The sequence below is a fragment of the Streptococcus sp. 2022WUSS037 genome, assembly GCF_044427225.1.
Lineage (GTDB): Bacteria > Bacillota > Bacilli > Lactobacillales > Streptococcaceae > Streptococcus.
The window spans coordinates 18147-43180 of the sequence record NZ_JAOTGJ010000016.1 but is presented as its reverse complement, the minus strand read 5'-3'; the positions used below and the strand labels follow the sequence as shown (position 1 = coordinate 43180).

Below are 25034 nucleotides of genomic sequence, written 5' to 3'. Positions count from 1 at the left end.
ACAATGGTAGAAGTTCTTTTATTTCCAACCTTAATATCTTTGATAATGGCATAATTGATTGTATTTTTAGATACTGATTTTTTAACTCTCATAGATTCGCACCTCACTCTATTATATCACAGTACGAAAAAAGTACGCAATAAATATGTGCAAGAATTTGACAAAAAAATAGCATCACATCAACGTTTGTGGCACTTTTGTGTCATTCAAACTGTCAAATTCCCGTTAAGAGCAGGGAGACCTGCTTTTCTTTTGTCTTTCGAGCTTGGTTTTAGTATAATGGTGGAAGATATGTATGAGTATTGAAAATGATCAATCAATTTTAAGAAATTGATGAATCAATGAATGAGGTAGTTATGAAAGTAAAGCAAATTAGTGATTCAACCTTGAAAATCACTATAAAATTAGATGATTTGGAAGAGAGAGGAATGGAACTTTCGGACTTTCTCATTCCGCAAGAGAAGACAGAGGAGTTCTTCTATACTGTTTTGGATGAATTGGATTTACCAATGACTTTCCGAGAAAGCGGTATGCTGAGTTTTCGTGTGACTCCGAAGCCAGATCGGGTGGACATCTTTGTTACCAAGTCTGATTTGGATCAGAGCTTGAATTTCGATGAATTTACAGATTTGTCGGAACTTGGTGATGTCGCAAGTATGACTCCAGATGAGTTTTTCAAGAGTTTGGAACAAACCGTTCGTGAGAAAAGTGCACCGGATGCAACAGCCGTTCGTCATTTGGAAGAGGTAGAGCAAGAGGAAGAAGCAGATGAAGAGGAGCAAGAGCGCTATATTTACTATATTTTGGAATTTCCAACGATAGAGGATCTGTTTACTTTTGTTGGTACGGTTGATTATCCAGTAGAAGAATCGGAATTATATAAAATGGATGGTCACTACTACTTGACCGTTCTTATCAATGTAGAAAATCGTTCCAAGCAGTATCCAGGCTACATTCTTTCACGAATGTTGGAATTTACCAATGATACTAAGTTGACCAGACCTGCTTTACAAGAACACGGAACTTTGATGCTTCCGCTTGCGGCAATCGAGGAGCTTAGGAAGGTTCCGACAGTATGATTCCTTTTGCTCTAAAATACATAATGGTCATTATTACAACCATGGTCATATCAGCCATTGCGACCCCCTTGGTTCGTTTTATGTCCCTGAGGGTTGGAGCAGTCGATAATCCGAATGCACGGCGGATAAATAAGGTGCCCATGCCTTCAGCGGGAGGTCTGGCCATCTTTGTGGCGTTTACCATTTCTGTCCTATGGTTTTTACCAGGAATTGTTACCCGTGTCAATTACCATGGTACTTACTTGCATTATATCTGGCCCCTGGTCCTAGCATCCAGCATTATCGTTCTTACGGGATTCATTGATGATGTCAAGGAGCTAAAGCCTGCTCCTAAAATGTTTGGTATTCTAGCGGCAGCGACGCTCATTTGGATTTTTACGGAATTTCGTTTTGATAGCTTTAAGATTCCTTTTGGAGGACCTTTCCTTCAATTTCCTGTCTGGCTCTCTTTTCTATTAACGGTCCTTTGGATTGTTTCCATTACGAATGCAGTCAACTTGATTGATGGTCTGGATGGTCTGGTTTCGGGAGTATCGATTATTTCCTTGACAACGATGGGAATTGTGTCTTATTTCTTTTTGCATGATAGCAATATTTTTTTGACCTTAACCATCTTTGTTTTGGTTGCGGCGATTGTAGGTTTTTTGCCTTATAACTATAATCCCGCCATCATTTATCTTGGCGATACAGGAGCCCTCTTCATCGGGTTTATGATTGGAGTCTTGTCGCTTCAAGGACTGAAAAATTCGACAGCTGTTGCAGTGGTTACTCCGATGATTATTCTTGGAGTGCCTATTACGGATACTGTAGTAGCCATCATTCGTCGAAAATTGTCTGGGCAAAAAATCTATGAAGCAGATAAGATGCATCTGCATCATCGCTTGCTCTCTCTGGGACTTACTCATCGTGGCACGGTATTGGTGATTTACGCCATCTCTTTCTTATTCTCCCTGACCTCTCTTTTGCTCAATGTTTCGAGTCGAATAGGGGGGATTCTCCTATTGGTGACCATGGGACTGGGAATTGAGATTCTCTGTGAATTGATTGGCATCTTTGGTATCAATAGAACTCCGTTGCTCAATCTTCTTCGGTTTATTGGTAATAGTAGTTACCGTCAAGAAAAAATCGCAAAGTATAAAAAGTGCTATGAAGAGAAAAAAAGAAAATAAGAATCTTTCTAAACAAGATAAGAGCCGTCAGGCTCTTTTTTTGATATAATATAGTGGATATGGTTAATTAATACTCAATGAAAATCAAAAGTAGCCTAGGAAACGAAGCCGAAGATAGAACTGGAGTTCATCAAGGTAAGTTGACAACGGATAATTTTGATTTTCGAAGAGTATAAAATTGTCAGAAAAGACTATTTTATAGATTAGCACTCTCTGAAAATCATCATTAACAAGAAAAGAGGCTGGGCTCAAGGCCCGCACCGCTTCTCAAAGTTGGCGTCAATATCTCAGCGCAGTAGTGGTTAACAGTCCAGTGGAGTGAAACAACTAGAAATAAAGATTTGTTGACGAACTCTTCTATGAATGGTCGGGTTCTTTCCCACTGCCAAAGTTGAGTCTTGTCGGTGTATCTAGTTAGCTTGGTCAGTTAATGTGGTTTTTGAAGAGGAAAAAATGAAAAGGAGCACAGCATGTCAGTATTAGAAATCAAAGACCTTCATGTGGAAATTGAAGGCAAAGAAATCTTGAAGGGTGTGAATTTGACCCTTAAAACAGGTGAAATTGCAGCCATCATGGGACCAAACGGAACAGGTAAATCTACCCTTTCAGCAGCCATCATGGGTAATCCAAGCTACGAAGTGACCCAAGGGGAAATTCTCTTTGACGGTGTCAATATTTTAGAATTAGAAGTAGATGAACGTGCTCGTATGGGACTCTTCTTGGCTATGCAATACCCGTCAGAAATTCCAGGGATTACCAATGCGGAATTTCTTCGTGCCGCTATGAATGCTGGTAAGGAAGATGAAGACAAGATTTCTGTCCGTGATTTCATTACCAAGTTGGATGAAAAAATGGAACTCCTCAACATGAAAGAGGAAATGGCAGAGCGTTACCTCAACGAAGGTTTCTCAGGTGGTGAGAAAAAGCGCAATGAGATTTTGCAACTGCTCATGTTGGAGCCAACCTTTGCCCTTCTTGATGAGATTGACTCAGGATTGGACATTGATGCCCTTAAAGTCGTGTCAAAAGGAATCAATGCTATACGTGGGGAAGGCTTCGGTGCCATGATTATCACCCACTACCAACGCTTGCTCAACTACATCACACCAGACGTTGTCCATGTCATGATGGAAGGCCGTGTCGTGCTTTCAGGCGGACCAGAATTGGCACAACGCTTGGAAAAAGAAGGTTATGTCCAAGTTGCAGCTGAGCTTGGTATTGACTACAAAGAAGATGACATTTAAGTCTTTGGAGGAAGCTATGACCAAAGAAAAAATTCAAGAATTTTCAGCCTTGCAGGCAGAACCAACTTGGTTGACAGACCTGCGTCTTAAGGCTTTTGACAAAATAGCAGAGCTGGACTTGCCGGTTATCGAGAGGGTCAAGTTTCATCGTTGGAATCTGGGTGACGGAAGCCTAGCCACAAATGATGAAATCGGGGCTGTACCAGATTTTACAGCTATCGGTGACAATCCTATGTTGGTCCAAGTTGGCAGCCAAACAGTTTTAGAGCAGTTGCCAGCTGACCTAGTAGAAAAAGGTGTGGTCTTTACAGACTTTGCCACAGCCATGGACGTCATTCCAGATGTGCTTGAAAAATACATCGGCGTTGCCGTAGCCTACGATGAGCACAAATTAGCAGCTTACAACACAGCCTATTTTAACGCAACAGCGGTCCTCTACGTACCAGATAATGTTGAAATCGACCAGCCAGTTGAGGCCCTTTTCTACCAAGACAGCACCAGTCCAGTTGCCTTTAACAAACGTGTCCTCATCATCGCAGGAAAAAATGCCAAGCTTAATTACCTGGAGCGTTTTGAAAGTCTGGGTGACGGAGCAGTGGCGACTTCAGCTAATATTGTTGTGGAAGTGATCGCCCTTGCAGGTAGCCAAATCAAGTTTGCGGCCATTGACCGCCTAGGTAAGCATTTGGATACCTACCTAAACCGTCGTGGCTATCTCGGAAACGATGCAACGATTGACTGGGCGATTGGTCTGCTCAACGAAGGAAATGTGGTTGCCGATTTGGACAGCGAATTGAAAGGAAACGGCAGTCATGCCAACCTCAAAGTTGTCGGCCTTTCATCTGGTCGTCAGGTACAAGGTGTGGATACGCGCGTGACCAACTATGGTCATAATTCGGTCGGACACATCCTGCAACATGGGGTTATCTTAGAAAGCGGAACCTTGACCTTCAATGGTATCGGACACATTGTTCGTGGTGCTAAAGGTGCAGATGCCCAGCAAGAAAGCCGTGTCCTCATGCTGTCTGACAAGGCTCGCTCCGATGCCAACCCAATTCTCCTCATTGATGAGAACGAGGTCACAGCTGGACACGCAGCCTCAATCGGTCAGGTGGATCCAGAAGACATGTACTACCTCATGAGTCGTGGTCTGGACCGAGCAACTGCTGAACGCTTGGTTGTTCGCGGTTTCCTTGGCGCAGTCATTACCGAAATTCCTGTCAAAGAAGTTCGTGACCAACTGATTGCCGTGATTGAAGAAAAACTAACAAAGAGATAAGATATGGATTTGGAACGCATTCGCAAGGATTTTTCAATCCTAGACCAAGTTGTTAACGATGAGCCGCTGGTCTATTTGGACAATGCGGCGACCACTCAAAAACCGCAGCAGGTACTAGATGTGCTGGCGGATTATTACCAGAAGGATAATGCCAATGTTCACCGTGGCGTTCACACCCTTTCGGAACGGGCAACTGCTCGCTACGAGGCGGCTCGGCAGAAGGTGGCAGATTTTATCCAGGCCAAGTCTAGCAAGGAAATTCTCTTCACCAGAGGAACGACCACCGGTCTCAACTGGGTAGCTCAGTTTGCAAAGGAAATTCTCCAGCCAGACCAGGAAGTGATCATCTCGGTTCAAGAGCACCACTCCAATATCATCCCTTGGCAGCAAGCCTGTCAGCAAACAGGTGCTAAGCTCCGCTATGTGACCCTAAAAGACGGCGAGCTAGACATGGACCACCTGCGGTCGCTACTGTCTTCTAAGACCAAGTTTGTCTCCCTAGCACACGTATCCAATGTCCTAGGCAGCGTGGCTCCTATTGGGGAAATAGCAGAGCTGGTGCATCAAGTCGGTGCCTACTTGGTGGTGGACGGAGCCCAGTCAGTTCCCCACATGGCCGTCAACGTGCAAGAATTAGACGTGGACTTCTATGCCTTTTCAGGTCATAAGATGTTAGGTCCAACAGGAATTGGCATTCTCTACGGCAAGGAAGAATTGCTCAATCGTATGTCGCCTGTTGAATTCGGTGGCGAGATGATTGATTTTGTCTATGAGCAGTCAGCCACTTGGAAAGAATTACCTTGGAAGTTTGAAGCAGGAACGCCCAACATTGCAGGTGCCATTGGTCTGGGAGCAGCTATTGATTACCTAACGGAAATTGGCATGGACGCTATCCAGGCCCACGAGGCAGAGCTGGTTGACTATGTCTTTCCCAAATTACAGGCTATTTCAGGTTTGACCATTTATGGCAGTCAGGACCTGTCCAAGCGGACGGGAGTTATCGCCTTTAACTTGGACGACTTGCATCCACATGACGTGGCAACTGCTCTGGACTATGAAGGTGTTGCTGTGCGGGCTGGCCACCATTGTGCCCAACCGCTTCTCAGATATTTGCAGGTGCCAGCCACCGTGCGAGCAAGTTTTTACATCTACAATACCAAGGCCGACTGTGATAAGTTGGTTGAAGCAATCATCAAGACAAAGGAGTTTTTCAATGGCCCTATCTAGATTAGATTCTCTTTATTTGGCAGTTGTGTCTGAACACTCCAAGTCGCCTCGTCATCGCGGAAGTTTGGATGGAGTGGAAAAGCTAGAACTCCACAACCCAACCTGCGGCGATGTGATTGAATTGTCAGTCAAGATTGAAAATGGTCGGATTGCCGACATCGCTTTTGACGGAGTTGGGTGTACCATTTCAACCGCATCGGCTTCTATGATGACCGAAGCAGTGCTTGGAAAAGAAATCAGTCAGATTCAAGAACTGGCAGAAATCTTCTCACAAATGGTCCAAGGGCAAGAAGACACACGCCAGAAGGAACTGGGAGACGCCTCACTTCTCGCAGGCGTTGCCAAATTCCCCCAACGCATCAAGTGTGCCACACTTCCATGGAATGCCATTAAGAAAGCACTGGAACGAAGTGACAGTGCTAACTGAGCATCAATATAGTCATTTAGTTTTTCTTTTATTACTTCGTTAACTCGCTTTGCCGTACTCCAGTACTGTCTGCAGCTCGTTGCCTAGTACTAAAAGTAAACTAAAAGACTATAAATAAACAAAAAATGAAAATCATACAGAAAGGATTGTTCAGTTTCTGATTGGAAATGAAATTGAACTCGCCCTAAAAGCTTTTGAAAAAAGATAAATCTCTGCGTGTGTTTGCACACGAAGTCGATTTCCTATTTTTCATTTGCTTTCTTAAGGGGCTTAGTATCTTATATTATGTCAGAAGAAAGAATTGAACCAACCCCGATTGACCTTGGGGAATACAAATTCGGTTTCCATGACGAGAACGTGGAACTGGTGGCTTCGACTGGTAAGGGTTTGAGCGAAGAAGTCATTCGTGAAATGTCCCGTATCAAAGACGAGCCTGAATGGATGTTGGAATTCCGTTTGAAATCCTACCAAACCTTCAAGAAAATGCCTATGCAGACTTGGGGAGCCGACTTGTCTGAACTGGATTTTGATGATATTGTTTACTATCAAAAACCGTCGGATAAGCCAGCACGTAGCTGGGATGATGTGCCAGACAAAATCAAGGAAACCTTTGAACGTATCGGTATTCCAGAAGCTGAGCGTGCTTACCTGGCAGGAGCTTCTGCCCAGTACGAATCAGAAGTGGTCTACCACAACATGAAGGAAGAGTACGACAAGCACGGCATTATCTTTACAGATACCGATACGGCACTCAAGGAACACCCCGAGCTCTTCAAAAAATACTTTGGAAAACTCGTTCCGCCGTCAGATAATAAACTCGCTGCCCTCAATTCAGCGGTTTGGTCAGGCGGGACCTTCATCTATGTACCAAAAGGCGTTAAATTGGATATTCCACTCCAAACCTATTTCCGTATCAACAACGAAGGAACAGGTCAGTTTGAACGCACCCTTATCATCGTGGATGAAGGAGCGAGTGTTCACTACGTAGAAGGCTGTACCGCTCCGACTTACTCCACGGCCAGCCTCCACGCTGCCATTGTGGAAATTATTGCCCACGAAGGTGCCTATATGCGTTACACCACTATTCAAAACTGGTCAGATAACGTTTATAACCTAGTAACCAAGCGTGCTCGTGCTGAGAAAAATGCTACAGTTGAGTGGATTGACGGGAACCTTGGTGCTAAGACGACCATGAAATACCCTGCGGTTTATCTGGAAGGCGAAGGAGCTCGTGGAACTATGTTATCCATTGCCTTTGCCAATAAGGGACAAGTTCAGGATACCGGTGCCAAGATGATCCACAATGCACCACGAACCTCATCGTCTATCGTATCCAAATCCATTGCCCGTGGTGGTGGAGAAGTTAACTATCGTGGTCAAGTAACCTTTGCTAAAAACTCAGCCAAGTCAATCAGCCACATTGAATGTGACACCATTATCATGGATGATATTTCCAAATCAGACACCATTCCATTCAATGAAATCCACAATTCACAAGTGGCCCTGGAACACGAAGCTAAAGTATCCAAAATCTCAGAAGAACAGCTCTACTACCTCATGAGCCGTGGCCTATCCGAATCCGAAGCCACAGAGATGATTGTCATGGGCTTTGTCGAACCATTCACCAAAGAACTCCCAATGGAATACGCAGTCGAGCTCAACAGACTGATTGCCTATGAAATGGAGGGCTCGGTTGGTTAGATTTTTGGCAATTTAGCAAACATGAGTTTGCTAAAAGCCCAAAAATCTCCAACCGAGGTGGGAGATGGGGAGCGACGGTAGTCGCTCTTCTCTATAAATAACATAGTCTGGGAGACTATTTTTATCCTACTGACGTCGCTTCCTGTAAGGAAGCGATATGTAATAAGGAGTTCCGAAGGAACTCCCTCCAAGGAAATAGGAGATAGGGAGCGATGGAAATCGCTCTTCTTTGTAATCATAATAACCTTATCACAATTCCGTGCCTTCCACACTCGTCATTTTCTGTAAGAAAATGATATGTAGTGAGGAGTTCCACAGGAACTCTCTCCAAGGAAGGGAAGTAGTAGATGAGGAGCGACGGCAGTCGCTCTTCTTTGTAATCATAATAACCTTATCACAATTCCGTGCCTTCCACGCTCGTCATTTTCTGCAAGAAAATGATATGTAGTAAGGAGTTCCGCAGGAACTCCCTCCAACTCAATCTCCAACCGAGGCTGGAGAATAGGAGTAGCGAATGATAGTCTACAATAAAAATAGTATGTCGAAAATCGTTCGACATACTATTTTTTTATAATTTTTCATTGACATAGCGGACAAATTGATTCCACCAAGAGAAAGGCCAGGACGCTTCTTTCATATCGCTAGGGATAATCATATCGACACTAGCTTGTTCGGAAATATAACCTTTTCCAATGAGATCTTGATCTTTCAGTTGCAGTTTGCCAACCAAGGTCCCCGCTTTGAGGGGAGCATCAATTTCTTTTATATCCGTTGTGAAAGTTGCGGTGGGGACATTATCAGTTTGATTTCGTTGAACAACAGTTAAATCTGCTGCCGCAACAACAGGACTTGTTTCTTTCTCACCATTGAAAACCTTTATCTTACTACCTTCAAAAGCTTCCCCTTTTTTTACTAGCGTAACAAGCGAAAAGTTAGAATAAACATAGTTCATCAAATCATTTGTCGCGACAAAGCGATTTTCTGGAGAGGTCAGCCCATCAGTGGCATTCAATACTACTGTGATAATGCGCATACCAGCTTGTTGAGTTGTTGCAAGAAAACTTGAACCTGCTGAGTTTGAGGTACCTGTTTTTAAGCCGTCAACCCCTCCACGAGCGTGAGTACCATCGCTTAGCATTTGGTTGGTGCTATAGTAAGTGTAGCCACCAAAATCGTAGGCGTTTAGTGAGGTAATGTCGAGTACCTGAGGATAGTCGAGTATTAATCGTCTTGCAATGGTAGCAACATCTAAGGCTGAAAACATATTTACATCTTCAGGACTGGAGCCTGGATAAATATTTTCACCCAAGTCGGTATTGTCTAGTCCGGATACATTGACAATCTTTGCGTCAGTAATTCCCCATTCTTGGACTTTTGCTTTCATTCGATCCACGAATGCAGCTTCGCTACCGGCTATTTTTTCTGCCAGAGCAATAATAGCACTATTGGATGATGTTATTAAAGAAGCGTTTAATAGGTCTCTTACTGAATAGGAACGTTCATCTAGGTTGACATTGCTTAATTCTGTATTAGAAGTGAGGCTATAGGGATAATCAGAAATATCTACCATAGTATCTAAAGTAATCTCACCCTTTACCAGTGCTTCGTAGACCAGGTAAATGCTCAATATCTTACTGATAGAAGCAATGCTTGCTTTGGTTTCGGCATCTTGCTCATACAAGATTTTGCCGCTACTTACTTCAACTGCGATAGCATGCTTGGCTGCAACAGAAAAATCTTCTGCAATAATCGGTGTGGAAGTCAAAAAAAATGCAATAATCGTAGTGAGTGTTATTAGAAGTTTACGCATAATCGTTCCTTTATCTGTTATTTGTTTCTATTATATCACAAGAAATGTGAGAAAAACTTGGGAAAAACATGTAAAAAATGAGAAAATGCTGAAAAATTATGTTTTTACAAAATTTTCTGACAAAAAGGCTTTATTTAAGAAAATTTTATGATATAATGATTTTTATAAGACATGTAATAAGTGTCAAACAAAAAGAAAACAGAGGTGTTTTATGAAAAAGACAACGAAACTTTTTGCACTTGCAGGTGTGACTCTCCTTTCAGCATCTGTTCTTGCAGCATGTGGTTCTAAACAATCAGGTGCAGCAAAACAAGAATTGTCATTCCCATCTGAAGTAAAACAAGATGGAACAGCAGTCGCAGATGCTCAATTGAAATATGCATTTGTTTCAGCTACAACTTCATCAGGTCTCTTGATTGACGAGTTGACTGAAAACACAACTGACTCAACATTTGGTGGAATGGTTGATATTTCAATGTTTGGTTACGATGGAGATCGTAAGTTAGATGATTCTGGTCTTGCTAAAGCTGAATTTGATGTAAAAGGTAAGAAAATCACTGTTAGTTTGACAGGTAAAGATTACAAGTGGTCAGATGGTGAGCCATTTACAATCAATGACTACATCTTTACTATCAAGTCAATGGCAAGCAAAGACTATACAGGTGTTCGTTTTGATGATAAATTCTTGAACATTGTGGGTATGGATGAATTTGTTGCTGGAACTGCTTCAGATATCTCAGGTCTTAAGAAAATTGATGACTACACAGTAGAATTGACTGTAAAAGAAATGTCACCTTCTATGATGTATGCCGGTGGTGATGTCCCAGCTTATATCCAACCAGAACATATCTATAAAGATATCCCTGTTGCAGACTGGGAAAAGAGCGAGTACTCACGTACATCTAAACTTGTTGGTATGGGACCTTGGAAAATCAAGGAAATCGTAAACGGTGAGTCTATCACTTACGTACCAAACGAATACTTCTTCAAAGGTACAACGCCAAAAACAAGCTCATTGAAGATTGACATCGTATCTCCAGATACTATTGTTTCTGAAATGAAAGCTGGTAACTATGACATCGCAGATATGCCTGTTGACCAGTTGGATTCATACAAGGATGCTTCTAACTTGAATATCGTTGGTTCTTTGGACTCAGCTTATGAATACATTTCATTTAATTTTGGTAAATATGACGAGTCTGCTAAGAAAAACGTCATGGATGAAAATGCTAAGATGAATGATGTGAAACTTCGTCAAGCAATTGCCTATGCGATTGATACTAAGACAGCTGGTGACTCATTGTACAATGGTCTTTACCACCCTGCAAACTCATTGATTATCTCATTCTTCGGCGATATTCATGATTCAGAGTTGGAAGGCTATTCATACGATCCTGAAAAAGCGAAAAAACTCTTGGAAGAAGCTGGCTACAAAGACGTAGATGGCGATGGTATCCGTGAAGGCAAAGACGGTAAGGAATTCAAGATTACCTTTGCTGCTCGTAAACGTACAGAAGCGAACGAAGCACTCGTACAACAATACATTGCTTGGTGGAAAGAAGTTGGCTTGAATGTCGAACTTTACACAGGACGTACAGTTGAAGGTAAGTCGTTCTATAACTCAGTTCAGGCTAATGATGCTGCTATTGATATGTATGCTGGTGGATGGTCAACAGGTTACGATCCAAACCCAACAGGACTTTGGGGTCCAATCGCAGCCTTCAACATGTCACGTTTCGTGTCTGATGAAAATACTAAGTTGTTGAATGCAATCAGCTCAACAGAATCATTTGACGATAAGAAAAATGTTGAGAACTATAAGGCTTGGCAAAAATATGCTCACGAGCAAGCATTTGCTATTCCAACATTTGAATCTGAGTCAATCACAGCCCTTAACAAACGTGTGAAAAACTATGATTCTAACTATGGTTCAGCTTCAGAAAAAGGTATCGCTCTTGAAAATATCGAACTTACAGCTGATAAAGGTGTAGTAGCAGAATAGTCTGCAAGAAGACAATAGAATTTGAAAAAGCCAACTTGCTTGGCTTTTTTCAGATTGCTATTGGAATTTTCTGATAATTATGGTATAGTAGACTCAGTACACAAAAAATGAGTCACTACTAACAAAAACTCAAGATGGATCACATTAACCTACTCAATTTCTAATTGAGACAGTAATAGGGATGGTATTGATTTATGATTGGATATAGTACATTTTTTACTTCTGGGTAACCGCTATCAAACGATAATTGATAGAAATATGTTATTCTAGAGTAGTTATATAAAGTCAGTTAATCAAACATTATATGAACTTGATAATCGTAAGGCTATTGAATTGATTGAGCTTGATTAGCTGGCACATAAAGGAGGAAAAAGCGTGGCTACCGAAAAACCGCTTTTAGACATTAAAGATTTACACGTCGGTTTCCGTATTGGAGATGATTATTTTGATGCTGTTGACGGTGTTGACATCTCATTGCAAAAAAATGAAATTTTGGCAATTGTAGGGGAATCTGGTTGTGGTAAGTCAACTTTGGCAACGACCATTATGGGCTTGCATAACCCTTTGAATACCAAAATCACAGGAAGCATCCAGTACAATGATATAGAATTGATTGGTATGGATGAAGCTAAGTACAATACGGTACGTGGTAATGATATTGGTATGATTTTCCAAGATCCCTTGGCTTCTCTGAATCCATTGATGACGATTGGTGCACAGATTGATGAGGCGCTGTTTTATCACACTGATTTGGATGCCAATGCCCGTACAGAGCGAGTTTTGGAACTCTTGGCTCAGGTAGGTATTCCAAATCCTAAGCGGACATTTAAACAGTATCCACATGAGCTTTCAGGTGGTATGCGTCAGCGTATCATTATTGCGATGGCCTTGTCTTGTAAACCGCCAATTATTATTGCGGACGAACCGACAACAGCCTTGGATGTTACAATTCAAGCACAAATCTTGGATCTCTTAAATGATATTCAAGCGGAGACAGGTTCTGGTATTATTTTGATTACCCATGACTTGGGAGTAGTTGCAGAAACTGCTGATCGTGTGGCTGTCATGTACGGTGGTCAGTTTGTCGAAGTAGCGCCAGTAGAAGAACTCTTTACCAATCCAAAACATCCATATACACGTTCGCTCTTGAAGTCAAATCCTCAATCAGGTAGCGAAGGAGGCGATCTTCATGTTATTGAAGGTATTGTGCCGCCGATTACCAAAATGGTTCGTAAGGGGTGTCGCTTTGCTCCACGTATTCCGTGGATTGGAGCAGAGGCTCATGAAGAGAATCCGAGCATGCACGAGGTAGGTCCAAATCACTTTGTTCGCTGTACCTGCCATGAGACATTCTATTTTGAAGGGGAGGCCTAATAGTGGGATTTATTGAAGTAAAAGATTTAAAAGTCCATTATCCAATTCGTAGTGGCTTCTTTAACCGTGTGACGGATCATGTCTATGCTGTCGATGGCGTTAATATTGAGTTTGAAGAAGGAAAAACCTATGGTTTGGTAGGTGAGTCAGGTTCTGGGAAATCGACCATTGGTAAGGCAATTATCGGTTTAGAGCGTGCCACTTCAGGACAAATTATTTATGAAGGACAAAATGTAACCAACAAATCGCGTGGAAAAAAAGGCAACTTTAATCGTGATGTACAGATGATTTTCCAAGATTCACTTTCAAGTTTCAACCCGAAAAAACGTATTTTGGACATCATTGCAGAGCCTATTCGTAACTTTGACCGTCTGTCTCCAGATGAGGAAAAGAAAAAAGTTCTTCAATTATTGGACACGATTGGTCTAAATGAAGAAGCCTTAATTAAATATCCGCATGAGTTTTCTGGTGGTCAGCGTCAACGTATCGGCGTGGCACGTGCCTTGGCTAGTAACCCTCGTTTGATTATTGCTGACGAGCCGGTTTCTGCCTTGGATTTGTCTGTTCAGGCACAGGTCTTGAACTATATGAAACGTATCCAAGATGAGTTCAAGCTTAGCTATCTCTTTATTTCCCATGACCTCGGTGTTGTACAACACATGTGTGATGAGTTGTTCATCATGTATCGTGGTCGTTTCGTAGAAACTGGAAATAAAAATGATATTTATAACAATCCACAGCATATCTACACCAAACGTCTCTTGTCAGCGATTCCATCAATTGATCCAGTAAATCGTTTGAAAAATAAGGAAAAACGTTTGGCTGCAGAGAAGGAGTACCAAGAAAAACAAGGTCAGTACTATGATGAAAACGGTCGTGTGTACGATTTGAAAGCTTTTTCAGCAACTCATCAAGTAGCCCTTCCAGAAGGAGGTAAGAACTAAGATGTGGAAAACAGTATTACGACGTTTGCTCATGATGATTCCTCAGATTATCATTCTGAGTGTCATTGCATTCTTTGTTGCGAAGATGATGCCGGGGGATCCCTTTACAGGATTGATTGACCCCAATATTGATCCAGCAATCATTGAACAAAAACGGATTGCGGCAGGTTACTATGACCCAATCCCTGTTCAGTATTTCCGCTGGGTAGGCAATCTTTTGCAAGGAGATTTTGGTCAGAGTGTTATTTTTAAACAACCAGTTGTTGATGTCATCATGCAACGTTTAAACAACACTATTTGGTTGTCTTTATTGACGATGGTGTTGACTTATTTGATTGCCCTTCCTTTAGGTATGATTGCAGGTCGTTACCAAAACTCGCTTGCAGATAAAATCATTGGCGTGTATAACTTCTTGACATTTTCAACTCCAACTTTCGTTTTTGCCATCCTTATGCTTTGGATGTTTGGCTTTAGTTTGGGTTGGTTCCCAACGCGTGGGTCGATTGACGGTGGTGTAGAAGGATTTGCAGCTATTCTCAGTCGCTTACACCATATGATTCTTCCAGCGATTACAATGGCAATTTTGTCAACAACAGTCACTATTCAATATCTTCGTACGGGGATTATCGATGCGAAGAGCCAGGACTATGTTCGTACAGCTCGTGCCAAAGGTGTTCCTGAGAGAGTTGTTTATAACCGTCATATCTTCCGGAATTCTATCTTGCCAATTGCATCTTTCTTGGGCTATGAATTGACAGGATTGATTGGTGGTTCTATCTTCATTGAAAATATTTTCACTTATCCAGGTATCGGTCAGTTATTCTATAACTCTATTTCTAGTCGTGACTATAGTGTCATCTTGGCTTTGTTATTGATATTTGGTATGGGTACCTTGTTGGGGACATTGATTTCAGATATTATCATGAGTATCGTGGATCCACGTATCCGTGTGAAATAGAAGGAGGAGTAAGGTGAGTAAAGAAAATAAAAAACAAGTACAATCTGCTTCAACTCCTCCAGGTGGCTTCCGTGTCATCGCGCGAGAGTTTATGAAGGATCGACTTGCATTGACCTCATTAATTATCTTAGTGACGGTTCTCTTGGCAGTCTTTATCGGAGCGCTTCTGTTGGATCAAGAACAAGTTATGAAAGTCAACCTTTTGGGACGTTACTTGGAACCAGGTGTTAACGGCTATATCTTGGGGACAGATGAAGGTGGTAAAGATATCTTTGGTCAGCTGATTATCGGTGCTCGTAACTCGATCATTATCGGTTTTACCATTACGATTATTACTAGTATTGTTGGTATCTCTATCGGTCTGATTTCTGGTTATTACGGTGGTCGTTTGGATGGATTCTTGATGCGTATTGTCGATTTCATCATGATTTTGCCGGTGACTATGTTGATCATTGTGTTCGTGACAGTTATCAAGAACTATACGATCTATCACTTCATTCTCATCATGAGTGCCTTTTATTGGACGGCCAAGGCTCGTCTATTCCGTACAAGGACTTTGTCAGAGGCAAGTTTAGATTATGTCAATGCATCAAAAACATTGGGAACAAGCGACTTCATGATTATGTTCCGTGAAATTTTACCAAACTTAAGTTCATTGATTATCGTTAACTTGACCTTGAACTTTGCGGGAAATATCGGTATTGAGACTTCGCTGACTTATCTTGGTTTCGGTCTACCATCAACAGTACCAAGTTTGGGTACCTTGATTGCCAATGCCCGCAATGCAGATATTTTGGAAAACAAGACATGGATTTGGTTGCCAGCAGCCATCTTCATCCTTGTGATGATGCTCTGTATCAACTATGTCGGACAAGCTTTCCAACGTGCAGCAGATGCTAAACAGCGTTTAGGTTAATTGTGAAAAGGGTTCCTTTGGGAACTCTTTTTTTGTAAAATCCGATGTAACAAGCTTGTTTTTTACAGAAAGCAGAAAATGTGGTAAAATGGAGTGATAAAACTATTTGAGGTAACGAATTATGACTGTTAAAATCAATACTAAAGACGGCCAAATCGAATTGACTGATGACGTGATTGCCACAGTTGTTGGCGGTGCTACGACTGAGATTTTCGGTGTTGTTGGGATGGCTAGTAAGTCTGCGATCAAGGATAATTTTCAAGCACTTTTGAGAAAAGAAAATTATTCTAAAGGTGTTGTGATTAAGACCTTGGAAGATGGTCGCATTGCAGTCGATGTTTATACTGTGATGAGCTACGGTGTAAAAATCAGTGAAGTATCTCGCAACATCCAAGAACGCGTTAAGTTCAACTTGGAAAATCAACTAGGTATCTCTGTAGATGCCGTCAATGTCTTTATCCAAAATATCAAAGTCGTAGGAGAATAATTGTGTCTAAAATTACAACTAGTTTATTTCAAGAAATGGTGCAGGCAGCATCAACTCGTCTGAATAAACAAGCCGAATATGTGAACTCACTCAATGTTTTCCCTGTTCCAGATGGGGATACTGGTACCAACATGGGGATGACTATTACCAATGGTGCTAAAGAAGTAGCAGATAAGTCTGCTTCTACTGTTGGAGAAGTTGCGCAAATTCTTTCTAAAGGCTTGTTGATGGGAGCTCGTGGAAACTCAGGTGTTATTACGTCGCAATTGTTCCGTGGTTTTGGTCAATCTGTTAAAGGCAAGGTTGAATTGGACGGTAAGGATTTGGCGCAAGCCTTTCAACATGGTGTAGAAGTGGCTTATAAAGCCGTTATGAAGCCAGTTGAAGGTACAATTCTTACTGTTTCGCGTGGGGCAGCCACTGCAGCTTTGAAAAAGGCAGAAGAGACTGATGATGCGGTTGAGGTCATGCGTGCCACTCTTGACGGTGCTAATCGTGCTCTTAAGAAAACGCCAGAGATGCTTCCAGTCTTGAAGGAAGTTGGCGTTGTCGATTCAGGTGGACAAGGTCTCGTTTACATTTATGAAGGCTTCTTGTCAGCTTTGACGGGTGAGTATATTGCTTCGGAAGATTTTGAGGCGACACCTGCTGTTATGTCTGAAATGATTAATGCTGAGCACCACAAGTCAGTTGCAGGTCATGTAGCGACTGAAGATATTACCTTTGGTTACTGTACAGAAATCATGGTAGCTCTACGCCAGGGTCCTACTTATGTCAAGGACTTTGATTATGAAGAATTCCGTGACTACCTTAACGACCTTGGGGATTCTCTCCTTGTGGTCAACGATGATGAAATCGTTAAAGTCCATGTCCATACAGAAGATCCAGGTTTGGTCATGCAAGCGGGTCTTCAATATGGTAGCTTGGTCAAGGTAAAAGTGGACAATATGCGTGAGCAACATGAAGCTCAGGTTGAGAAAGAAGAAAGTTTCCAAAAACCGGCTGAACAAAAAGAGTATGCCATTATTGCGGTAGCTGCTGGGGAAGGTTTGACAGAAATCTTCAAATCACAAGGTGTTGACTATGTGATTTCAGGTGGTCAGACCATGAACCCATCAACAGAAGATTTTGTCAATGCTATTGAATTGGTCAATGCCCGCAATGTCATCTTGTTGCCAAACAACAAAAATATCTTGATGGCTGCTCAGACGGCTGCTGAGGTTGCAGAAGTTGCGGTTAAGGTTGTGGAAACTAAGACCCTACCACAAGGTTTTACTAGCTTGCTTGCTTTTGATCCAAGTCGTGATTTGGAAAGCAACTTTGAAGCGATGACAGCATCTCTCGCAGAGGTGAAAAGTGGTAGCGTGACAACTGCGGTCCGCGATACAACCATTGACGGTCTTGAAATCCATGAGAATGACAACCTTGGTATGGTTGATGGCAAGATTGTGGTTTCTAATCCAGATATGATGGAAACACTTGTCGCTACATTTGAGAAAATGCTCGATGAAGATAGTGAAATCGTAACGATCTATATCGGTGAAGATGGTAATGAGGAACTCGCTCAAACTCTTGCTGAGCAGCTAGAAGAACAATTTGAAGATGTTGAGGTTGAAATCCATCAAGGAAATCAGCCAGTCTACCCATATCTTTTCAGCGTAGAATAAACAAAATCGCAGGCTCTGGCTTGCGATTTTTTCTGTCGACTTGTCTACAATTTTCAGTAGACCTATGACAAACTACTGGGGCTATGGTATAATTAAAGACATGTATAGTCAGAATGAAAATGAATTGATTGCCATTGGTGAGAGAATTGGAAAAGCCTGTAAGCCAAATCAAGTTCTAGTATTATCAGGGGATTTGGGTGCTGGGAAAACAACTCTGACCAAGGGTTTGGCCAAGGGTTTAAAAATTGAACAGATGATTAAGAGTCCTACTTATACGATTGTGCGAGAGTATGAGGGGACCATGCCACTCTATCACTTAGATGTTTATCGAATTGGAGATGACCCTGACTCGATTGATTTGGATGATTTTCTCTATGGAGGAGGTCTAACGGTTATCGAGTGGGGAGAATTACTGGATGTCAGTCTATTTGATGACTATTTGCTCATTCGTATAGAGAAAGAGGGAGATGGTCGACGATTGACAGTCGAATCTCATGGGGCTCAAAGTAGCGATTTAGTGAAGGAGTTCCAAAATGTCTGAAAAAGAAGTGTATTTTAGTGAAGCTGAACCAGCTGATGCAGCAGCTTTTATTGATTTTATGAATCAAGTTGCTAGAGAAACGGATTATCTGGTCATGGATGAGACTGGTTTTCGATTTAGTGTTGATGAAATGGAGACCATCTTCGAAGCAGGAATCGAAAATCCTCGTGAATTGTGCCTGTTGGCTAAGGTTGGTTCGGAAGTCGTCGGCGCAATTTCTGTTAAGTCCTCTAAGCAGTTTCGCATCAGCCATATTGGAAATATTTTCATTGCGGTAAAAAAAGCTTATTGGGGGCATGGTCTAGGGACGATTTTACTGGAGGAAGTATTGCATTGGGCAGAGGAAATGGATGTATTGAAACGTTTGGAATTAACGGTTCAGGTTCGCAATCAGGCGGCAGTACATTTATACCAAAAACTAGGATTCAACATTGAAGGAACCCAGATACGTGGGGCTAGAACAGATGAAGGAGAATGGCTTGATCTTTATTATATGGGCAAGTTAGTTGGTGAAGTATGACAATTGGAAAAAAAATATTCTTAATGTCTTTGGCTATTGTTGGTTTAACACTAGGTGCCGGCTTAATATATGGTGCCAGCTTGTTAAATTTTTCTACAGGTGCTATTTCAAAAACATATAAGCAGCTAGATGGAGAAAATGAAATTACTCCTATTGATGCGACAGAGCCCCTAACCATCCTACTGATGGGGGTGGATATGGACCAAGCGACCCGCGGGGGAGATTGGGAGGGTGGCCGTAGTGATTCGATGATTTTGGTAACTGTTAATCCCAAGACTAAGGAAACCAATATGATGAGCTTGACTCGTGATATTATGGTTGAGATTGCAGAAGCGAACGGGGAGTCTTCAGGAACGGTTGAAAAACTAAATCATTCTTATAGCTACGGACAGGCACCGATGGCCATTGCCACGATCGAAAAGATGATGGATATTAACATTGACCATTATATCGAAATAAATATGGATGGTCTGGTTGAGCTTGTTGATGCGGTTGGAGGTATTGAGATAAACAATACTCTTGGCTTCCCTATATCCATTTCAGAACATGAGCCTGCCTACACCTCTATTGTCCAGCCGGGGCAACAGTTGGTAAATGGGGATCAGGCGCTGGTTTATGCTCGGATGCGCTATGATGATCCTGAGGGGGATATCGGACGTCAGAGACGCCAACGAGAAGTTATCACGGCTATTATAAAAAAACTCCTCCAGTTAGATGGTTTGACCCAGTATAAGAAAATTCTGACCGCCATCTCCAATAATATGCGAACCAACATTGAGATTAGTCCTGCGACAATTCCAAGCCTCCTAGGTTATAAAGACTCGGTCTCTAAATTGAATTCCTATCAGTTGCGCGGTGTGGACCAAATGGTTGATGCAATCTATTATCAATTACCAACCAGCGAACATCTATTGGAAATGCAAAATATTTTGAAAAAATCTATCGGCTTAGAAGAAAAGACCGACTTAGTCACAAACGTGAAGGTCTACGAAGGACAGATGGGATTGCCAAGTCCAATCAACGTTTATGATGTATATACAAATCTTTTGTTGCTAGAAGCAAGTCCGTGGGCGGAACGCTTGGATCCAGAAATAGGGAATCCATCGGCTACTACGACTGTAACAACAGAAGAGCTGGTAACCGATTTTTCAACAGAGCCAGTACTTGGTGATGAAAGCGGGTCACAATAATGTAGTCATCTAGTTCTTCTTTTATTACTTTGACGAGCGAGTACAAAAAGCCTATAAAAATAGAGGTCGTTTGCAACCTCTCAGATTGAAGAAAAAGTCCATTTTGGACAATTTTCTTCAATCTTTTTTCTTTATGTTGAAAATAAAAAACTCTCAGAAACGCCGAAATATCAATGTTTCTAAGAGTTTAATGACTTGCTATTTTTCGCAAACTTCTTCAACTTTTTATATTTTTATAGGCTTTTAGTTTACTTTTAGTACTCGCTCCAACTATCTGGGAGATAGTTGGAGACTGGGGATAAAGTGAACGATGTTCACATCAAAAGCCGCAGGCATAACTGAAGTTAGGCAAGGCGAGTTCAAACAATCCAGTGGAGTGTTTGAAGTTGGAAATAAGGAAACAGAGTTTCCTCTTACGTCGAAGTAATAAAAGAAAAACTAAATGACGATATTTGGAAATTCCCTATGTTAGGGAGTGCTGTTCTCATTCTGGTATTTTTTGAGAATCTGTTGGATTTCTTCCAAGTTTCCTGCAATGCTTTGCTGATAGACTCGAGTCTTATATTGTAAGTCAGAAGCCATTTCCTGCAAGGGTTCTTGAAAACTTTGGATAATGGCAAGTTGTTCCTGAATATTGTCCTTGCTCAATTGAATATCTGATAGAAGTTGTTTGGTTTCCTGTACTTCTCTAGCAATTTTATCCCGATGCGTGACTGCAAGGAAGCTGGCGGTAGCGGCGCTTACGGCTAAAATGATATTACGAAGTTTCATATTATTCTCCTAGATAGAGCTCTTGTGCCAGTTGAGCCAGGGCTGGGAAGTCAGGGTCGTTGGCTTTAAATTGAATGCTCAATCCATCTTGATTGTTAAAGCGTGGTAAGAGATGGATGTGTGTATGAAAGACGGTTTGTCCAGCGGCCTCCTCGTTGTTATTAACGATGTTTAGACCACTAGCTCCAAGTTTTTCTTTTAACTGACGAGCGATGGTTGGCACAACAGAAAAGAGTGTGGCTGCAGCTTCTTCATCCATGTCAAGCACGTTTCGGTAGTGTTTTTTAGGGACGACTAATGTGTGTCCTTTTGTGACCTGAGTGATGTCTAAAAAGGCTAATACTTGGTCATCTTCGTAGACTTTTGAAGCTGGTATTTCTCCAGAGATAATTTTGCAAAAAATACAATCCGACATAATGGCAACCTCTTTCTGGGATTTTTGTTATAATAATTATATCAAATTGTAGGAAGAAATGTATGTTAGAAGTAAAAAATGTAACTGGAGGGTATGTCAATATCCCGGTTTTGAAAGATGTATCTTTTACGGTTGAGGATGGTCAATTAGTTGGTCTAATTGGTTTAAATGGTGCAGGGAAATCAACGACTATTAAGGAAATTATCGGTCTTTTGACACCTTATCAAGGACAGATTGCAATTGACGGCCTAACTTTGCTACAAGGGGCTGAAAACTACCGGAAGAAGATTGGGTTTATCCCTGAAACACCAAGTTTGTATGAAGAACTAACCCTCAAAGAGCACTTGGAAGTGGTAGCAATGGCCTATGATTTATCCTGGGAGCAAGCTTGGGGACGTGTTGAGCACTTGTTAAAACTGTTTCGCTTGGATGAAAAATTGGACTGGTTTCCTGTCAACTTTTCAAAGGGAATGAAGCAGAAGGTCATGATTATTTGTGCTTTTATGGTGGAGCCGAGTCTGCTGATTGTTGATGAGCCTTTTCTGGGATTAGACCCTGTGGCTATCTCTGACTTGATCGCTCTTTTGGAGGAAGAAAAATCTAAGGGCACTTCCATTCTCATGTCCACTCACGTTCTTGACTCAGCTGAGAAAATGTGCGACTCTTTTGTGATTTTACATCAGGGACAGGTCCGTGCAACTGGAAATTTGGAGGAGCTACAAAGCGCATTTGGTATGGATGGTGCAAGTCTGAACGAAATTTATCTGGCCTTGACGCAAGAAGGAGTGGCTGGATGAAAGAATTGTTTCAACAACGTCGACTAGATTTTTTAAATCGTTGTTCCAAGTATCTGCGCTATGTTCTGAATGACCATTTTGTTTTGGTTCTCATGGTTTTATTAGGCTTTTTGAGTTTGCAATACCGTCAATTATTGTTGTCATTCCCTGAGAATCCGTTGCCGATTGTTTTGGTGGTTATTGCAATCAGTCTACTGGTGCTATTGTCCGGAAGAATTGCGACTTATTTAGAAGAAGCTGATCAAATCTTCCTATTGACCAAGGAAAAAGACATTCTGCAAGGACTCGAGGTTGCGGCCAGACGCACGGTCTTGTTTTGGTCCTCTATACAGGTGGTGGTTCAGCTTGTTTTGTTACCAATCTATTTGAAACTGGGTTTACCGGTGTGGATGATTGTAGCTGGTCTTCTTACTTTGTTGGTTTTAAAATGTCTTCTTGTCAAGTGCCAATTAGCGGCTTATCAGTCACAGGGAGTATTGGACTGGTCTAAGGCTATTCAAGATGAACAAAAAAGGAAACAGTCTATTTTACGTTTCTTTGCCTTGTTTACGACGGTTAAAGGCATCAGCACGACAGTTAGACCGAGAAGCTATCTCAATGGAATCTTGCGTCTTGTCAAGTCGAGACAGACTTGGTTTTATCTCTACTTACGGGCTTTCTTGCGTTCAGGAGACTACTTGGGCTTGACGATACGTCTACTGTTGTTGGCGATTTTGTCCCTATTTGCCATCGAAGAATCGTGGTTATCCATCGGCCTAGTTTTAGTCTTTCATTATTTGCTTGTCTTCCAGTTGTTGGGGCTTTACAAGCACTATGATTATCAATATGTAACACAACTGTATCCTTTGGAGAAAGATTCCAAGAAAATCGGTCTTCAGAATTTGCTTAGAGTGATTTTATACAGTCTATTACTGGTGGAATTAGGCTTTGCTCTGCTATTTTCTAAAGAGAATACGATGGTAGTCGTCTTACTTCTTGTGGGGATTTTCTTGCATGAAATATATTTGCCTCTAAAATTAAAAAAATTGATTGACTAAATAGACGAAAATTAGTAAAATAGTAAGGAATTTTTAAAGGAGGAAAGGCATGCAGTTTGATACCAGTGGGCTACAATTACAGTCTATTGCAGGAAATAGTGGCAAAGCGTTTAAAGGCCTACGGTCAGACGGAACGCCAGTCTTTGTGAAGTATGAGATGCCTCCGATAGTGTCTGCTCTTGCGCGTGAGCAAATTACACCACCCGTTTTGTCAGCAAATCGTGAAGTAGGAATGGGGCATCGTGTAGAGCAGGAGTGGTTGAATGGTCGTACCTTGGAGCGTCAAGATATGACTAGTAAACAGATTCGTCAAATACTGGTGAGAATGCACTATTCTCGCATTTTGCTCAATCAGGCTTTGCAGATGAATTATACCTATATGGAACCTCAGGATTTGGTTTATCGTTGGCAAAAAGAGGCGCCAACTAGATTGGGACAGAATTCTTATCTGCAATCTATCTGCCAAGATTTATTGAATAATCTACCAAGATTCCGTCAAGAGGTGGCAACATTTGTTCATGGTGATCTACATCATAGCAACTGGGTAGAAACAACTTCTGGTTTTATTTATTTGACAGATTGGGAGACCGCTTGTGTAACGGATCGGATGTTGGATGTTGCCTATGTTTTGACGCATTATATTCCTCGTCAGTCCTGGGAAGAGTGGCTTCGGGCTTATGGCTACAAATATAACAGCACAGTATTAAATAAGGTTTATTGGTATGGCCAGCTTGGCTATCTAAACCAAATTGCTAAGCATGTAGAAAGCTACAATGTTTTGGCTGCAAATAAAGAAATTTACGCTCTACGGCAATTCCGTCAGAGCTTCTATAAGGAAGTATGAGAGTTAGAAATCGTAAGGGAGCGAGTGAGCTTCTAGCAAACAATCCCCAGTATGTTATCTCCAATCCAGAGGAATGTAAGGGGAAATGGGCAGAGATTTTTGGAAACAATAATCCTATCCACATAGAAGTTGGTTCTGGTAAAGGTCGCTTTGTCACTGGTATGGCTGCGCAAAATCCAGATATTAACTATATTGGTATTGATATTCAGATGACCGTGTTAAGCTATGCCTTGGACCGTGTGCTTGAAGCTGGCTTGCCAAATATAAAATTATTGCAGGTGGATGGTTCGAGTTTGACCAACTATTTTGCACCTGCGGAGATTGATCAACTCTATCTGAATTTTTCTGATCCATGGCCTAAGAAACGCCATGAAAAACGTAGATTGACCTACAAGTCCTTCTTGGATACCTATAAGGAAATTCTACCTGAGAAGGGAGAAATCCACTTCAAAACAGATAATCGTGGTCTGTTTGAGTATAGCCTGGCTAGTTTTTCTCAATATGGCATGGTCTTGAAGCAGGTTTGGTTGGATTTACATGCAGATGGTTTAGAAGGTAACGTTATGACAGAGTATGAGGAGAAATTCTCAAACAAGGGTCAGGTTATCTATCGTGTGGAAGCTCGATTTTAATAA

At 41.7% G+C, this 25034-nt stretch carries 24 protein-coding genes; 21 read left to right on the top strand and 3 right to left on the bottom strand.

Annotated elements, in window-relative coordinates; translation table 11 throughout:
- Positions 1 to 356: 356 nt before the first annotated feature.
- From mecA to sufB, 7 genes are all read left to right on the top strand, one after another.
- Positions 357 to 1079 carry an adaptor protein MecA gene (mecA, locus tag ODU55_RS07030; protein ID WP_002938171.1) on the top strand — a complete coding sequence of 241 codons (723 nt, stop codon included), beginning with the start codon at positions 357 to 359 and terminating at the stop codon, positions 1077 to 1079.
- A complete protein-coding gene (locus tag ODU55_RS07025) occupies positions 1076 to 2248 on the top strand; it encodes a glycosyltransferase family 4 protein (protein WP_398582372.1) in 1173 nt (390 codons plus the stop codon). The genes mecA and ODU55_RS07025 overlap by 4 nt, the downstream gene beginning before the upstream one ends.
- Positions 2249 to 2718: 470 nt before the next feature.
- A complete protein-coding gene (gene sufC / locus ODU55_RS07020) occupies positions 2719 to 3492 on the top strand; it encodes a Fe-S cluster assembly ATPase SufC (RefSeq protein ID WP_172006950.1) in 774 nt (257 codons plus the stop codon).
- A 16-nt stretch (positions 3493 to 3508) separates the two neighbouring features.
- Entirely contained in the window at positions 3509 to 4771 is a 1263-nt protein-coding gene (sufD, locus tag ODU55_RS07015) for a Fe-S cluster assembly protein SufD (RefSeq protein WP_398582371.1), read from the top strand.
- Between the two features lie 3 nt (positions 4772 to 4774).
- Positions 4775 to 5998 carry a cysteine desulfurase gene (locus tag ODU55_RS07010; RefSeq protein ID WP_398582370.1) on the top strand — a complete coding sequence of 408 codons (1224 nt, stop codon included), beginning with the start codon at positions 4775 to 4777 and terminating at the stop codon, positions 5996 to 5998.
- A complete protein-coding gene (gene sufU, locus ODU55_RS07005; RefSeq protein ID WP_398582369.1) occupies positions 5985 to 6425 on the top strand; it encodes a Fe-S cluster assembly sulfur transfer protein SufU in 441 nt (146 codons plus the stop codon). The genes ODU55_RS07010 and sufU overlap by 14 nt, the downstream gene beginning before the upstream one ends.
- A gap of 285 nt (positions 6426 to 6710) precedes the next feature.
- Positions 6711 to 8126: a Fe-S cluster assembly protein SufB gene (gene sufB / locus ODU55_RS07000; RefSeq protein WP_398582368.1), complete on the top strand. Its 1416-nt coding sequence runs from the start codon at positions 6711 to 6713 to the stop codon at positions 8124 to 8126.
- A 568-nt stretch (positions 8127 to 8694) separates the two neighbouring features.
- Here sufB and pbp3 read toward each other — a convergent pair.
- On the bottom strand, positions 8695 to 9936 hold the full coding sequence (pbp3, locus tag ODU55_RS06995) for a D-alanyl-D-alanine carboxypeptidase PBP3 (protein ID WP_398582367.1): 1242 nt from the start codon (positions 9934 to 9936) through the stop codon (positions 8695 to 8697).
- Positions 9937 to 10147: 211 nt separating this feature from the next.
- On the opposite strand from pbp3, the gene ODU55_RS06990 reads away from it, so the two are divergent.
- From ODU55_RS06990 to ODU55_RS06945, 10 genes are all read left to right on the top strand, one after another.
- Positions 10148 to 11938, top strand: coding sequence for an oligopeptide ABC transporter substrate-binding protein (locus ODU55_RS06990; RefSeq protein WP_099833057.1), 1791 nt, complete (start codon positions 10148 to 10150; stop codon positions 11936 to 11938).
- A gap of 375 nt (positions 11939 to 12313) precedes the next feature.
- On the top strand, positions 12314 to 13312 hold the full coding sequence (locus ODU55_RS06985) for an ABC transporter ATP-binding protein (protein WP_099833056.1): 999 nt from the start codon (positions 12314 to 12316) through the stop codon (positions 13310 to 13312).
- A gap of 2 nt (positions 13313 to 13314) precedes the next feature.
- The gene (locus tag ODU55_RS06980; protein ID WP_029694212.1) at positions 13315 to 14256 is read left to right on the top strand and encodes an ATP-binding cassette domain-containing protein; all 942 of its coding nucleotides are present in this window, start codon (positions 13315 to 13317) and stop codon (positions 14254 to 14256) included.
- Position 14257: 1 nt separating this feature from the next.
- Positions 14258 to 15214: an oligopeptide ABC transporter permease gene (gene opp4B, locus ODU55_RS06975; protein WP_002942327.1), complete on the top strand. Its 957-nt coding sequence runs from the start codon at positions 14258 to 14260 to the stop codon at positions 15212 to 15214.
- A gap of 13 nt (positions 15215 to 15227) precedes the next feature.
- On the top strand, positions 15228 to 16130 hold the full coding sequence (locus tag ODU55_RS06970) for an ABC transporter permease (RefSeq protein ID WP_002942329.1): 903 nt from the start codon (positions 15228 to 15230) through the stop codon (positions 16128 to 16130).
- A gap of 121 nt (positions 16131 to 16251) precedes the next feature.
- On the top strand, positions 16252 to 16617 hold the full coding sequence (locus ODU55_RS06965; protein WP_002939192.1) for an Asp23/Gls24 family envelope stress response protein: 366 nt from the start codon (positions 16252 to 16254) through the stop codon (positions 16615 to 16617).
- A gap of 2 nt (positions 16618 to 16619) precedes the next feature.
- Positions 16620 to 18284 (top strand): DAK2 domain-containing protein, encoded by a 1665-nt coding sequence (locus ODU55_RS06960; protein WP_024376438.1) that lies wholly within the window; start codon positions 16620 to 16622, stop codon positions 18282 to 18284.
- 100 nt (positions 18285 to 18384) lie between these two features.
- Complete coding sequence (gene tsaE / locus ODU55_RS06955) at positions 18385 to 18825, top strand: tRNA (adenosine(37)-N6)-threonylcarbamoyltransferase complex ATPase subunit type 1 TsaE (protein WP_024377879.1); 441 nt, start codon at positions 18385 to 18387, stop codon at positions 18823 to 18825.
- Positions 18818 to 19345: a GNAT family N-acetyltransferase gene (locus ODU55_RS06950; RefSeq protein WP_398582366.1), complete on the top strand. Its 528-nt coding sequence runs from the start codon at positions 18818 to 18820 to the stop codon at positions 19343 to 19345. Before tsaE ends, ODU55_RS06950 begins: the two co-directional genes overlap by 8 nt.
- Positions 19342 to 20535 carry an LCP family protein gene (locus ODU55_RS06945; RefSeq protein ID WP_398582365.1) on the top strand — a complete coding sequence of 398 codons (1194 nt, stop codon included), beginning with the start codon at positions 19342 to 19344 and terminating at the stop codon, positions 20533 to 20535. The genes ODU55_RS06950 and ODU55_RS06945 overlap by 4 nt, the downstream gene beginning before the upstream one ends.
- Positions 20536 to 21003: 468 nt before the next feature.
- Here the strand turns inward: ODU55_RS06945 and ODU55_RS06940 are convergent, their stop codons facing one another.
- Complete coding sequence (locus tag ODU55_RS06940; RefSeq protein ID WP_398582364.1) at positions 21004 to 21306, bottom strand: chemotaxis protein; 303 nt, start codon at positions 21304 to 21306, stop codon at positions 21004 to 21006.
- Position 21307: 1 nt separating this feature from the next.
- Positions 21308 to 21721: an HIT family protein gene (locus ODU55_RS06935; RefSeq protein WP_024386232.1), complete on the bottom strand. Its 414-nt coding sequence runs from the start codon at positions 21719 to 21721 to the stop codon at positions 21308 to 21310.
- Positions 21722 to 21783: 62 nt separating this feature from the next.
- Here ODU55_RS06935 and ODU55_RS06930 point away from each other — a divergent pair, with 62 nt between their 5' ends.
- Genes ODU55_RS06930 through trmB form a run of 4 tightly spaced genes read left to right on the top strand, consistent with a single transcriptional unit; the run spans position 21784 to position 25031 of the window.
- Positions 21784 to 22518 (top strand): ABC transporter ATP-binding protein, encoded by a 735-nt coding sequence (locus ODU55_RS06930; RefSeq protein ID WP_002942356.1) that lies wholly within the window; start codon positions 21784 to 21786, stop codon positions 22516 to 22518.
- Positions 22515 to 23555 carry an ABC transporter permease gene (locus ODU55_RS06925; RefSeq protein ID WP_398582363.1) on the top strand — a complete coding sequence of 347 codons (1041 nt, stop codon included), beginning with the start codon at positions 22515 to 22517 and terminating at the stop codon, positions 23553 to 23555. Before ODU55_RS06930 ends, ODU55_RS06925 begins: the two co-directional genes overlap by 4 nt.
- A gap of 49 nt (positions 23556 to 23604) precedes the next feature.
- A complete protein-coding gene (ccrZ, locus tag ODU55_RS06920; protein ID WP_398582362.1) occupies positions 23605 to 24399 on the top strand; it encodes a cell cycle regulator CcrZ in 795 nt (264 codons plus the stop codon).
- Positions 24396 to 25031, top strand: coding sequence for a tRNA (guanosine(46)-N7)-methyltransferase TrmB (gene trmB / locus ODU55_RS06915; RefSeq protein WP_002942362.1), 636 nt, complete (start codon positions 24396 to 24398; stop codon positions 25029 to 25031). The genes ccrZ and trmB overlap by 4 nt, the downstream gene beginning before the upstream one ends.
- Positions 25032 to 25034 lie beyond the last annotated feature (3 nt).

Bases quoted from the DNA above. Each gene is read 5' to 3' on its own strand.
- mecA (WP_002938171.1), top strand. From the start codon at position 357: ATGAAAGTAAAGCAAATTAGTGATTCAACCTTGAAAATCACTATAAAA.
- ODU55_RS07025 (WP_398582372.1), top strand. From the start codon at position 1,076: ATGATTCCTTTTGCTCTAAAATACATAATGGTCATTATTACAACCATG.
- sufC (WP_172006950.1), top strand. From the start codon at position 2,719: ATGTCAGTATTAGAAATCAAAGACCTTCATGTGGAAATTGAAGGCAAA.
- sufD (WP_398582371.1), top strand. From the start codon at position 3,509: ATGACCAAAGAAAAAATTCAAGAATTTTCAGCCTTGCAGGCAGAACCA.
- ODU55_RS07010 (WP_398582370.1), top strand. From the start codon at position 4,775: ATGGATTTGGAACGCATTCGCAAGGATTTTTCAATCCTAGACCAAGTT.
- sufU (WP_398582369.1), top strand. From the start codon at position 5,985: ATGGCCCTATCTAGATTAGATTCTCTTTATTTGGCAGTTGTGTCTGAA.
- sufB (WP_398582368.1), top strand. From the start codon at position 6,711: ATGTCAGAAGAAAGAATTGAACCAACCCCGATTGACCTTGGGGAATAC.
- pbp3 (WP_398582367.1), bottom strand. From the start codon at position 9,936: ATGCGTAAACTTCTAATAACACTCACTACGATTATTGCATTTTTTTTG.
- ODU55_RS06990 (WP_099833057.1), top strand. From the start codon at position 10,148: ATGAAAAAGACAACGAAACTTTTTGCACTTGCAGGTGTGACTCTCCTT.
- opp4B (WP_002942327.1), top strand. From the start codon at position 14,258: ATGTGGAAAACAGTATTACGACGTTTGCTCATGATGATTCCTCAGATT.
- ODU55_RS06965 (WP_002939192.1), top strand. From the start codon at position 16,252: ATGACTGTTAAAATCAATACTAAAGACGGCCAAATCGAATTGACTGAT.
- tsaE (WP_024377879.1), top strand. From the start codon at position 18,385: ATGTATAGTCAGAATGAAAATGAATTGATTGCCATTGGTGAGAGAATT.
- ODU55_RS06950 (WP_398582366.1), top strand. From the start codon at position 18,818: ATGTCTGAAAAAGAAGTGTATTTTAGTGAAGCTGAACCAGCTGATGCA.
- ODU55_RS06945 (WP_398582365.1), top strand. From the start codon at position 19,342: ATGACAATTGGAAAAAAAATATTCTTAATGTCTTTGGCTATTGTTGGT.
- ODU55_RS06940 (WP_398582364.1), bottom strand. From the start codon at position 21,306: ATGAAACTTCGTAATATCATTTTAGCCGTAAGCGCCGCTACCGCCAGC.
- ODU55_RS06935 (WP_024386232.1), bottom strand. From the start codon at position 21,721: ATGTCGGATTGTATTTTTTGCAAAATTATCTCTGGAGAAATACCAGCT.
- ODU55_RS06930 (WP_002942356.1), top strand. From the start codon at position 21,784: ATGTTAGAAGTAAAAAATGTAACTGGAGGGTATGTCAATATCCCGGTT.
- ODU55_RS06925 (WP_398582363.1), top strand. From the start codon at position 22,515: ATGAAAGAATTGTTTCAACAACGTCGACTAGATTTTTTAAATCGTTGT.
- ccrZ (WP_398582362.1), top strand. From the start codon at position 23,605: ATGCAGTTTGATACCAGTGGGCTACAATTACAGTCTATTGCAGGAAAT.
- trmB (WP_002942362.1), top strand. From the start codon at position 24,396: ATGAGAGTTAGAAATCGTAAGGGAGCGAGTGAGCTTCTAGCAAACAAT.